Below are 12,395 nucleotides of genomic sequence, written 5' to 3' on the forward strand. Positions count from 1 at the left end.
GTATCATCAAATTGCCGCCCTATTCACCAGAGCTCAATCCAATAGAACAGGTATGGAGTTGGTTACGACAACATTTCTTGGCGAACCAAAGTTTCACCAACTACAACGATATTGTCGAAAAGGTATGCCACGCATGGAATCGATTTTTGGAATGCACCGATAGGGTACAAAGAATGTGTAAAAGAGATTGGATTGATCTGACCAGTTAATTTTCCAGATTGGTATAAGAAATCCCTAGCAGCAATGCTGGGGATTTTTGTATTGGGCAAATAGGAAAAATACTAGGATTTGGACTTTCTTGACCCGTCAACAGTTTTGGAAGTTACGGATCACCCGCCATAATGCCCTGACTAATGGATCATCAAGTTGCGATCGCTTACAGCACACCCCTAACTTAAAAGGTTTAATTGGCAATACTGAAAGCTTTTGCACCTTATCTCTGAGCGGACTATTGTTGATCACGACATCCGGTGCCACACCAACACCACAACCTAATGCGACTAAACTTACAATGGCTTCATGTCCTGCGATTTGTGCGTAGATCGTTGGTTTAATCTTCATGTGTTTAAACCAACTGTTGGCTCTTTCCCGAGCCGTCCCTGCTTCGGGAACAATAAAGGGGATTTGATTCCAATCAGGAAACTCTTTTTGCAGTTCTTCTAAGAAATGACTCACTCCCGTAGGAGCGATCACTGACAATGGTATTTCACTGATCGTCGCAAACTCAAGTCTTGAAGGAATATGCTCGGGGATAGCAGCAATGGCAATATCCGCTTCATCTTCAAGAATAATTTCAATCGCTTGAGCAGGATCACCCGTGAGTAATTTAAACTCAATATAAGGGTGCTGGAGTCTAAAAGCATTGAGCAAATCCGGTAGATGGCTATAACTGGCCGTAACTGAGCAAAATAAGCGGATCTCTCCTTTTAATTCACTATGTTGTTCATCTAGCTGCAACTGTAATTGCCGCCAATCGTGCAGCATACGTTGAGCAACAGGTAACAGTTTATAGCCGGATGGTGTAATTTCTACGCTTCGATTATCACGAACAAACAAACGGTGACCAATCTCGTCCTCTAGTTTTTGAATTTGTCGACTTAATGCAGAAGGGCTGATATGCAGCATCTTTGCTGTACTGCTAAAATTTTTACTTTCACAGAGATGAACGAAGAGTCGTAAGGTTTTTATATTCATAATTAATGTATCTTGCATTTATTGCAATAACTACTTGTGAATATATCACTTTAAGCAATTAAATGTCCGCATTACTATGACAATATTCGGTGTATCGACACCGGTTGAATGGAACATTATCAAGGAGCACCCAATGGCTAATTATTTCAACACATTAAATTTACGTGAGCAGCTCGATCAACTTGGTCGATGTCGCTTTATGGCTCGAGAAGAGTTTGCGACAGAAGCGGAATTTCTAAAAGGTAAGAAAGTAGTCATTGTTGGATGCGGAGCTCAAGGTTTAAACCAAGGTTTAAACATGCGTGATTCGGGGTTAGATGTTTCTTATGCGCTACGTCAAGCCGCGATTGATGAGCAGCGCCAATCTTATAAAAATGCGAAAGATAACGGATTTACTGTTGGCAGTTATGAAAAACTTATTCCACAAGCGGATCTAGTGATCAACCTAACACCAGATAAGCAACACTCTAACGTTATTGAAACAGTGATGCCTTTAATGAAAGATGGAGCCGCATTGGGCTATTCTCATGGTTTTAATATTGTCGAAGAAGGTATGCAGATCCGCAAAGATATTACAGTAGTCATGGTTGCTCCTAAGTGCCCAGGGACGGAAGTGCGTGAAGAGTATAAACGCGGTTTTGGTGTTCCAACCTTACTAGCGGTACATCCCGAAAACGATCCAAAAGGTGAAGGCTGGGATATTGCAAAAGCGTGGGCTGCTGCAACGGGGGGGCATCGAGCTGGTTGTTTAGAGTCATCTTTTGTTGCAGAAGTTAAATCTGACTTAATGGGTGAGCAAACTATTTTATGCGGCATGTTACAAGCGGGTTCGATTGTATGCTACGAGAAAATGGTTGCTGAGGGTATTGATCCTGGATATGCCGGTAAATTGCTGCAGTTCGGATGGGAGACTGTTACCGAAGCTCTGAAATTTGGTGGTATTACTCATATGATGGATCGTCTATCAAACCCAGCGAAAATTAAGGCATTTGAGCTATCTGAAGCGCTAAAAGACTTATTGCGCCCACTGTATAACAAACATATGGATGACATCATTTCCGGCCATTTCTCTAGTACGATGATGGCAGACTGGGCTAATGATGATGCTGAGCTGTTGGGTTGGCGCGCTGAAACGGCACAAACTGCATTTGAGAATTATCCAGAAACAGATGTGAAAATTGCTGAACAAGAGTACTTTGATCACGGTATTCTTATGATTGCCATGGTTCGTGCTGGGGTTGAGTTAGCGTTTGAGGCGATGACTGCATCAGGCATTATCGATGAATCAGCCTACTACGAATCGTTGCATGAATTACCACTGATTGCCAATACCATTGCACGTAAACGCTTGTACGAAATGAATGTCGTTATCTCGGATACTGCAGAATACGGCAACTACTTATTTGCTAATGTTGCCACCCCATTATTGCGTGAAAAGTTTATGCCAAAAGTCAGTACAGATGTGATTGGTAAAGGTTTGGATCAGGTTTCCAACCAAGTTGATAATGCAACCTTGATCGAAGTTAATAGCCTCATTCGTAACCATCCTGTGGAATATATCGGTGAAGAACTGCGCGGCTATATGAAAGATATGCAACGTATTGCTGTTGGTGATTGATTCGACTTATCAACACTATAAAAATGTAAACACAACATCGATAATAAAGTAAAAGGGCTTTGTCTTAAGACTGAGCCCTTTATATGATCGAAGATAGGAAAAACCAAGCCGATCCTAATAGGGTAAGCATTGATTACCGGTTAGCCAGTTTTTCTTCCAATTCCGCCAGTTTTTGCTCCATTTCTGTCAGCTTTTGTCGAGTACGTAGCAATACTTGGGTTTGTACATCGAACTCTTCACGGCTGACCATATCCAATTTATTCAGTTGACCTTGAATCACTTGACGAACTTTCTGCTCTACATCTGCGCCTAGATCTTTAACCGGTTGTGGCATAGATTCGTGAATCTGTTTTGCAATTTGCTCAATTTTCTTTGGATCAAACATTGTTTATTCACTCCTATATTTATTCTACTCATTCTATGCAATTCATCATTGAAAGTCGCCAGTTGGTGATGAAAAAGGCCACAAGAGTGGCCTTTGGTAACGATTAAATGGTATGCCTTGATTACTTATTTTCAGCTAATTGGCGCTGAGCGGCTTTGGCTTCATCAATTCTCGCCAGTTTTTCTAAGTCTTTATCTTCAACAAAGATAGGCAGTGGTTTGTGCTTCTCGGCAAGGTAGCTATAAATCACGGGTAGAACAAATAGCGTGAATAGCGTCCCAATTGATAAACCAGCGACAATGACAATCCCAATACTAAAGCGCTGAGCTGCTCCGGCACCGGTGGCATACATTAATGGAATCAGACCCGCAATCATGGCTGCAGTCGTCATTAGAATTGGGCGTAAACGCACTTTAGCTGCTGCTTTTACCGCTTCAATTCTATTGAGCTTATTGTGGAGTTGCTCTTCTTTGGCGACCTCACAAATTAAGATACCGTGTTTAGTGATTAGCCCAACCAAGGTAATTAAGCCGACCTGTGAATAGATATTCATGGTTGATGCGCCCCAAGCTAAGGCAATCAAAGCACCACAAATAGCCAGAGGAACGGAAACCATGATCACGAGAGGATCTTTTAACGATTCAAATTGGATAGCAAGCACCAAGAAGATAATCGCAAGCGCTAAACCGAAAGTGACATAAAGAGCACTACCTTCAGTTACATATTGGCGAGCCTCACCCATGTAGTCATGGCTATAGCCTTTTGGTAACTTAGTTGATGCTATATTTTCAAACCAGCTGATGGCATCACCCATCGCTGTTCCTGGTGAAGGAACCGCCCCAATTGTTGCTGAATTGAGCTGGTTAAAGTGTGGTAGAGCGCGAGGTTCGGCCACGACATCAATAGTAATTAAACTACCTAAAGGGATCATTTTTCCATCGATTGCCCGTACAAAGTAGTTGTTCATTGACTCTGGATTGAGACGCCATTTTCGTTCGACCTGCGGAATCACCTCATAAGAGCGACCACTGAGATCGATACGATTGACATAACCATCAGCCATCATGGTGCCGAGAGTGATACCAATATCCTGCATGGTCACACCATAAGAGCCAGCTTTATCCTTATCGATGTTGATTTTCATGGTCGCGGAATCATAATTAAGGTCTAGGTTTGAGTAAACAAACAATGGACTTGATTGCACTTCCACGAGCACATCACTAGCGATAGTGAATAAGCTTTCAAAAGCATTCGGTGTGGTCATCACAAATTGAATGGGAAGGCCAGAGCCTGCGCCTGGTAATTCAGGCATCTGGAATGTTGTCACGGCCATTCCTGGAATATCTTTAACCAAGTTACCGACACGAGTAGTAACCTCTGCTTGGCTTGCTTGACGTTCACTCCAAGGGACTAAAGAAGCAATCCCAAACGCTTGGTTTGATTGAGGTACGCCAGTAAAAACCTGAGCAAATTGTACTTCGGGTTGAGCTGATAAGATTTTATTCACATCATTCATGGTATTTGATAGGTAATCCAAGTTAGCATTGGATTGACCGGTACCTAATAGCATCACTACGCCTTTATCTTCAGAAGGCGCAAGTTCGCTAGGAATGAACTTAAATAAAATCGGTAAACTTGCAAACACAATCAAAGCAAAGGCGATCACAACTGGGCGGTGATCCATCACTGACTGCAACATATTGCCATAGCGTTGTGTCATTTTATCCAAGAGATGATGCACTTTTTGTTCAAATTTGTTTGGCGTTTCATTTGCCTTTAACATTTTTGAACACATCATAGGGGAAAGCGTTAAAGCAATAATACCAGAGACAAATACAGCCCCCGCTAAGGTTAGCGCGAACTCTTTAAATAGGGCTCCGGTTATGCCTCCCATTAGTGCAATTGGTGCGTATACCGCCCCTAAGGTTAATGTCATGGAAATCACGGGGACCGCGATTTCTCGTGTACCGATAATAGCAGCCCTAAATGGGGATTCACCTTCTTTAATATGTCGATCAACGTTTTCTAAGACAACAATGGCATCATCGACAACTAGGCCAATCGCCAATACCATCGCCAGCAAGGTCATTAAGTTCCACGAGAAACCCATCGCCTGCATCACCATAGCAACACCAATCAATGAAAGAGGTATTGTTACTATTGGAATGATCACTGCGCGTATAGAACCAAGAAATAGCGTAATAACCACCAGTACGATGATGGCTGCTTCAATGATGGTTTTAATGACTTCATGAATCGACTCATTAATTGCTACGGTCGAGTCATACATCACATTCATTTTGATGTTGCTTGGCATATTGCGTTTAAGTTCGGGAATCACTTCCCAAACATCTTTGGCAATATTGATTGGGTTAGCACTAGGAGCCGCGTTGATAGCAGCAACAACCGCTTCTTGACCATTCGCGCTCGCTCGGTAGGTATCGTGACTTTTTGCTAAAGTCACTTTGGCGATATCTCCTAAGCGAGTCACATTACCATCTTCAGTTTTTACAACTAAGTTTTCTAATTCCTCTACATTAGAGACTTGTGTGTCAGCGCTACCATTAAACAAGACAAACTCACCAATCGCTTGACCCGTTGCTGATTGGTAGTTGTTCGCACTTAACACGCCCATAACGTCTGCGGCGGTTAAATTAAATGCCGCCATTTTGGCCGGATCCAGCCAGACTCTTAATGCGTATTTCATACCACCATATAGATCGATGCTCGAAATACCATCTAAAGAGTAGAGTTGTGGGTTGATAACCCGTTGTAAATAATCGGTAATTTGGCTGGAGTTCAATTCATTACTGGTAAACCCAATATACATAACCGCTGTTGTTGACCCCGTCGACATTGTGACGGTTGGGTCTTCAGCTTCTTTAGGAAGCTGAGAACGAACAGAGTTGGTTTTTGCCAAAATATCAGACAACGCCGCATTTGGATCGGTGTTGAGTTTCATATTGACAGTAATTTTTGAACTACCTAATACCGATTGTGAAATCATGTAATCAATATTATCCGCTTGTGCAATTGCCTGTTCTAATGGCTGCGTGATGAAGCCTTGAATCAAGTCAGCACTCGCACCATAGTAACTGGTTGAGACGGTCACTATGGTATTAGTCATTTCAGGGTATTCACTGACCTGCATTTTGAACACCGCTTGTAAACCAAGCAGTGCAATCAAAAAACTGATCGATACCGCTAAAACTGGACGTTTAATAAAAACATCAGTAAAGCGCATAATTCCTCCGGTTACAGCATCGGTGTTTCAGCGGGTGGAGTTGTGGCGTCACTTTCTACAATACGAACTTTGACACCATTACTTAAACGTACCTGACCAGAAGTGACAACAATATCTCCAGCCTTAACGCCTTCAAGGATGTGCGCAATATCTTTCTTACGTTCACCGACTTTAACCACTCTTTGTTCAACACGTTTAACCCCATCTTGTTCTGTGATAACAAAGACATTATCACCATAAAGGGTAAATGTGATTGCCGTTTGCGGTAAGGTTACTTGCTCGGCGAGCTTGGGTAAAATGATGTTGGCTCGAGCAAACATCCCACTACGTAATTTACCTTCACTGTTGGGAATATCCGCTTGGACTTGGATCAGACCACTTTGTACACTAACGGCGGGCTCGATAGCACTGATTGACCCCTTGAAGGAGCGGTTCGGATACGAGTCAACAAAAATGTCTACTTCTTGATCCATAGAAATACGTGAAATATCCGTTTGCGGCACGGTAAAACGTAACCGCATAACACTGGTATCTTCGAGGCGAACAATATCTGTGCCTGGTTGTAAATATTGGCCAAGATAGACATTACGAATGCCCACTACACCAGCAAAAGGGGCTTTGATTTCACGCCGAGCAATCGTCGCTTTTAAACTTTCAATATCCGCAGAAAGTGAATAATAGTTAGCCTCTGCTTCATCAAATGCCTCTTGAGAAATTGAGCCTTTACTAAATAAGCCTTTATACCGCTCATACTTTGCTTTAGCAGCAGGGAGGCGAGCTTGAGAGCTTTTTAAATTTGCTTTTTCAACTTCAGAGTCAAGTAAAAGTAAAGGTTGGTTTTCTTCAACTTGAGTGCCTGAGTCAAATAGAATTCGGTCAATCACACCACTGGTTTCTGTGGTGAGCGTCACTCCTTGATTTGGTTCGATAAACCCGATCGCTTCAATGACAGGAACCCAATCGACCGAGTTAACCGTTGTTACCGTCACTGGAAATTCGGCTTCTGGCCGATTCGCCATATATTCAGCGATCTTCTGTTGTTTAAATAAATTGAAACCTATCACGCTACCAAATAGCAGTACCACGATAAGTAACATAAAAAATGTCCACTTTTTCATTCTGGTGAGAACTCCAAGTTAATATTGAATGATTGTGTCCCAACGAGCATCGACTACTACTTCCAGGCTTTCGTCATCCAGTTGAAATACCCATATATCAAGAGATGATGCATGGGCGACGGTTATTTAAAGACTCGGCTGAGTACTACGCAGCCCCTAATACATCTTCAACAACAGGGAATGCTTGATAACAGTAAACATTCTCTGCTTAAGTGACCTTAAATTGCAACCTGTTGTTATCGTTTTGTTTGCATATTATCCATGACAGTATAGAGCTTCCTTGGTGATGTTAACTTAACCGTCACGCCCGCATTATAGCCTATAACCTAGTCATTTATGCAATACACTTGTGCAGTAAATTTAATGATACTGAGTTCTTTTCTTGGAGCTTAAGCTGAACAAGCAGTATCATGGCAGGCCCGAATGATAAGATTAAAAACACTATGAAGCTCAACTCAAGACAAGAAGAAGCAGTCAAATATGTATCAGGTCCTTGCTTGGTTCTGGCTGGTGCTGGTTCGGGAAAAACCCGTGTGATTACCAATAAAATTGCTTATCTCGTACAGCAATGTGGTTATAAAGCTCGCAATATTGCCGCGGTAACCTTTACTAATAAAGCGGCACGCGAAATGAAAGAGCGAGTGGGGCAAACGCTTGGTAAAACCGAATCTCGAGGTTTGATGGTCTCCACCTTTCACACGTTAGGGCTCAATATCATTCGGCGCGAATATAAGCATCTCGGCCTAAAAGCGGGCTTTTCATTATTTGACGATCAAGATCAGTTAGCATTACTCAAAGAACTTACGGATAAACAACTAGAGGGTGATAAAGATTTATTACGCCAACTATTGAGTACCATCTCCAACTGGAAAAATGATCTGGTCTCCCCTGAGCAAGCGAAAGCGCTCGCTAAAGGGGAGCTGCAACAATTATTCGCTTTCTGTTTTGATTGTTACCAAAAACAGATGCGAGCCTATAATGCGCTTGATTTTGATGATCTCATTTCATTACCGGTATTATTGTTACGTAGCCAGGAAGAAGTCCGTCAACGTTGGCAAAACCGTATCCGTTATCTACTCGTGGATGAATACCAAGATACCAACTTGAGTCAATACGAGTTGGTGAAATTACTGGTCGGGGAGCGTGGTCGATTAACCGTAGTGGGTGATGATGATCAATCCATTTACTCTTGGCGCGGAGCGAAACCGCAAAATCTTGTTCAATTAGGGTGTGATTTTGCCAACTTAAGATTGATCAAATTGGAGCAAAATTATCGCTCAACGAGTCGAATCTTGCGAGCGGCGAATATTTTGATCGCCAATAACCCTCATGTGTATGAAAAAAAACTGTTTTCTGAAATACCTGAGGGCGAAAAGCTCAAAGTCATTATCGCTAATAATGAAGACCATGAAGCGGAGCGAGTGACTGCTGAACTGATCGCGCACAAATTTCTTAACCGTACCGCCTATCGTGATTACGCTATCTTATATCGTGGCAACCATCAGTCTCGATTAATTGAAAAGTTACTGATGCAAAACCGAGTTCCGTATAAATTATCAGGAGGCACTTCATTTTTTGCGCGCGCTGAGATCAAAGATATCATGGCGTATCTGCGCGTATTAGTGAATCCAGATGATGATAATGCCTTTTTACGCATCGTAAATACTCCGAAGCGAGAAATTGGCCCCGCAACCTTAGAAAAATTGGGCAGTTATGCCAATATGCGCGGAAAAAGTTTATATGCGGCGAGTTTTGAACTTGGTCTTGAGCAGCATCTTTCGGGACGCGGACTAGATAACTTACGTCGTTTTACCGAGTGGCTAGTCGCTATTGCAGATAATGCTGAACGAGGAAATACTGTGGAAGCGGTACGTTCGCTGGTACGTGATATCCATTATGAAGACTGGTTATACGAAACGTCTTCCAGCGCTAAAGCGGCAGAGATGCGCATGAAGAACGTCTCTGAACTTTACTCATGGATTGTTGCTGATTTAGCTGGTGAAAATAACGATCAGCAAGAGAAGACCTTACAAGAAGTCGTACAACGTTTAACGCTACGCGATATGATGGAGCGTGGAGAACAAGATGACGACAGTGATGCTGTACAACTGATGACGTTACACGCATCGAAAGGTTTAGAATTTCCTTACGTGTATTTAATTGGCGCAGAAGAAGGTATCTTGCCACATCAAACCAGCATTGATGAGGATAATGTCGAAGAAGAGCGACGGTTAATGTACGTCGGTATTACCCGTGCTCAAAGAGAGTTAACCTTCACCTTATGTAAAGAACGCCGACAATTTGGCGAATTACTAAAACCGACCCAAAGCCGCTTTTTAGATGAATTACCTTATGATGATGTGGCGTGGGAAACCAAGAAAAAAGTCCTTTCGCAAGAAGAGCGGATGAGTAAAGGGCAAGCCCATATTGCCAATATAAGGTCGATGTTTAATAAAAAATGATCCAATCAGAGCCTAGTGCCAACCGACCCCAGTAGCCAAGCTCTGAGCAGAGGTTATCGGGTGCCGCCGACTATAGCCCGGCGATCATATGTTCAATGGCAGCAACAATTTCTTCATCGGAACAATTCATGCATGTGCCGCGGGCTGGCATTAGGTTAAAACCTTGTATGGCATGTTTGGCTAATACATCTTTACCTTGTGCAAGCCGAGGAGCCCAATCTTGAGCATCTCTAGTTTTGGGTGCTCCAGTTACTCCCGTTGCATGGCAGGCGGTACAAAAAGTTTTATAGACTGTCTCGCCATCACGAGGGCCGATAGGCTCTTCTTTTATCGGTTCATTACCAGCAAGATAAACGTTGCCGACAGGTTTGATGCGTTCAGCGATAGCATCATAATCACTGGGGCTCATCGCAAATACTGCGGCCGAAAAGGTGAACGTAGCAAATAGTACGCTTAAGGCTGATCGAGACATATCCATTAACTCACTTTACATTGCAAGGGTAAGCGTATCTTACCTAAATTTTATACTAAGATTGGGTTCTATTGATTTAAAATGATAAAACCTGTTAAATCAATGTAAATATAGAGTAAGTATATCCCGTTCGGATGTTGCAATAAACAACAAGTTGCGATCTTCAAGGGATGAATCACATCCTGTTCGGTCATTTTATCGCAGCGGTTGATGAAAAAGCCGTCAAACGAGAAAAAAAGTTGAAAAAGTACTAGACGACCTTAGGGGATATACGTATTATTCCACTCCGCCGATAGGGCATGCGCCCGTAGCTCAGCTGGATAGAGCGTTGGCCTCCGGAGCCAAAGGTCGAAGGTTCGAATCCTTTCGGGCGCGCCATCCGGTGGGTTAATTGGTGCATGTTGGCAACATTGATGGTGGCTATAGCTCAGTTGGTAGAGCCCCGGATTGTGATTCCGGTTGTCGCGAGTTCAAGTCTCGTTAGCCACCCCATTATTTAGGTAACCGATGTTCCCTTTCTTGATTAAATTCGAGATAAAATAAGTAACAGGTTTTGTCGGTGAATAGCGCAATTTAGTGGCGCATCCCGGGTTTAGGAGTAGCGGACCAGAGGGTGACCCTCGTTCGATGCTCCTAAAGTAAAAAATTGTTTCGGTGAATAGCGCAGTTTGGTAGCGCATCCCGGGTTTAGGAGTGGCGGACCAGAGGGTGACCCTCGTTCGATGCTCCTAAAGTAAAAAATTGTTTCGGTGAATAGCGCAGTTTGGTAGCGCATCCCGGGTTTAGGAGTGGCGGACCAGAGGGTGACCCTCGTTCGATGCTCCTAAAGTAAAAAATTGTTTCGGTGAATAGCGCAGTTTGGTAGCGCATCCCGGGTTTAGGAGTGGCGGACCAGAGGGCGACCCTCGTTCGATGCTCCTAAAGTAAAAAATTGTTTCGGTGAATAGCGCAGTTTGGTAGCGCATCTGGTTTGGGACCAGAGGGTCGGGGGTTCGAATCCCTCTTCACCGACCACTTATTAAAAAAGCTAGCCCATGGCTTAGCTTAAAATAACGGCAGGCAAGCGGTTATTGCAAAAGTTGATGGTGGCTATAGCTCAGTTGGTAGAGCCCCGGATTGTGATTCCGGTTGTCGCGAGTTCAAGTCTCGTTAGCCACCCCATTATTTAGGTAACCGATGTTTCCTTTCTTGATTAAATTCGAGATAAAATAAGTAACAGATTTTATCCGTGAATGGCGCAATTTTAGTAGCGCATCCCGGGTTTAGGAGTAGCGGACCAGAGGGCGACCCTCGTTCGATGTTCTTAAAGTAAAAAATTGTTTCGGTGAATAGCGCAGTTTGGTAGCGCATCCCGGGTTTAGGACTAGCGGACCAGAGGGTGACCCTCGTTCGATGTTCTTAAAGTAAAAAATTGTTTCGGTGAATAGCGCAGTTTGGTAGCGCATCTGGTTTGGGACCAGAGGGTCGGGGGTTCGAATCCCTCTTCACCGACCACTTATATTGAGCCCTAGTCGAGAGACTGGGGCTTTTTACTTTCTGTTAGTGATTGAGAGGGTCGGGGGTTCGGCTGATATTCAGGATCCGCTCTTCACCGGCCAATGTATTGAGCCCTAGTCGAGAGACTGGGGCTTTTTACTTTCTGTTAGTGATTGAGAGGATCGGGGGTTCGGCTGATATTTAGGATCCGCTCTTCACCGACCACTTATATTGAGCCCTAGTCGAGAGACTAGGGCTTTTTACTTTCTGTTAGTGATTGAGAGGGTCGGGGGTTCGGCTGATATTTAGGATCCGCTCTTCACCGATCACTTATATTGAGCCTTAGTCGAGAGACTAGGGCTTTTTACTTTCTGTTAGTGATTGAGAGGGTCGGGGGTTCGGTTGATATTTAGGATCCGCTCTTCA

8 protein-coding genes and 5 tRNA genes are annotated in these 12,395 nt (G+C 43.4%); 8 read left to right on the forward strand and 5 right to left on the reverse strand.

The genetic code is table 11. From position 1 onward, the window contains the following. Window positions 1-209 (forward strand): transposase (locus FKN05_RS16090; protein WP_170887960.1); only part of this gene is annotated, 209 nt, incomplete at its 5' end. Window positions 210-306: 97 nt separating this feature from the next. On the opposite strand, the gene ilvY is transcribed toward FKN05_RS16090, so the two are convergent. Then, window positions 307-1,194: an HTH-type transcriptional activator IlvY gene (gene ilvY / locus FKN05_RS16095; protein WP_099610863.1), complete on the reverse strand. Its 888-nt coding sequence runs from the start codon at window positions 1,192-1,194 to the stop codon at window positions 307-309. Between the two features lie 133 nt (window positions 1,195-1,327). Between ilvY and ilvC the strand changes: the two genes are divergently transcribed. Continuing rightward, window positions 1,328-2,812: a ketol-acid reductoisomerase gene (gene ilvC / locus FKN05_RS16100; protein WP_170887962.1), complete on the forward strand. Its 1,485-nt coding sequence runs from the start codon at window positions 1,328-1,330 to the stop codon at window positions 2,810-2,812. Window positions 2,813-2,945: 133 nt separating this feature from the next. Here ilvC and ubiK read toward each other — a convergent pair whose 3' ends face one another. From ubiK to FKN05_RS16115, 3 genes are all read right to left on the reverse strand, one after another. Next, entirely contained in the window at window positions 2,946-3,197 is a 252-nt protein-coding gene (ubiK, locus tag FKN05_RS16105; protein ID WP_099610854.1) for a ubiquinone biosynthesis accessory factor UbiK, read from the reverse strand. A 121-nt stretch (window positions 3,198-3,318) separates the two neighbouring features. Next, window positions 3,319-6,441 (reverse strand): multidrug efflux RND transporter permease subunit, encoded by a 3,123-nt coding sequence (locus tag FKN05_RS16110; RefSeq protein ID WP_099610853.1) that lies wholly within the window; start codon window positions 6,439-6,441, stop codon window positions 3,319-3,321. 11 nt (window positions 6,442-6,452) lie between these two features. Next, the gene (locus FKN05_RS16115; protein WP_099610852.1) at window positions 6,453-7,559 is read right to left on the reverse strand and encodes an efflux RND transporter periplasmic adaptor subunit; all 1,107 of its coding nucleotides are present in this window, start codon (window positions 7,557-7,559) and stop codon (window positions 6,453-6,455) included. A gap of 443 nt (window positions 7,560-8,002) precedes the next feature. Here FKN05_RS16115 and rep point away from each other — a divergent pair, with 443 nt between their 5' ends. After that, window positions 8,003-10,021, forward strand: coding sequence for a DNA helicase Rep (rep, locus tag FKN05_RS16120; RefSeq protein WP_099610862.1), 2,019 nt, complete (start codon window positions 8,003-8,005; stop codon window positions 10,019-10,021). Window positions 10,022-10,091: 70 nt separating this feature from the next. Here rep and FKN05_RS16125 read toward each other — a convergent pair whose 3' ends face one another. Next, complete coding sequence (locus tag FKN05_RS16125; RefSeq protein ID WP_099610851.1) at window positions 10,092-10,499, reverse strand: c-type cytochrome; 408 nt, start codon at window positions 10,497-10,499, stop codon at window positions 10,092-10,094. Window positions 10,500-10,794: 295 nt separating this feature from the next. Here FKN05_RS16125 and FKN05_RS16130 point away from each other — a divergent pair. From FKN05_RS16130 to FKN05_RS16150, 5 genes are all read left to right on the forward strand, one after another. Next, window positions 10,795-10,871: transfer RNA gene (locus FKN05_RS16130), tRNA-Arg, on the forward strand. A 38-nt stretch (window positions 10,872-10,909) separates the two neighbouring features. Beyond that, window positions 10,910-10,985 (forward strand) — tRNA-His (locus FKN05_RS16135). 445 nt (window positions 10,986-11,430) lie between these two features. Then, window positions 11,431-11,507: transfer RNA gene (locus tag FKN05_RS16140), tRNA-Pro, on the forward strand. Between the two features lie 71 nt (window positions 11,508-11,578). Continuing rightward, window positions 11,579-11,654 (forward strand) — tRNA-His (locus tag FKN05_RS16145). A 256-nt stretch (window positions 11,655-11,910) separates the two neighbouring features. Next, a tRNA-Pro gene (locus FKN05_RS16150) sits at window positions 11,911-11,987 on the forward strand. Window positions 11,988-12,395: the final 408 nt, after the last annotated feature.

Source organism: Vibrio sp. 1-1(7) (assembly GCF_013048485.1).
GTDB classification, from domain to species: Bacteria; Pseudomonadota; Gammaproteobacteria; order Enterobacterales; family Vibrionaceae; genus Vibrio; species Vibrio fujianensis.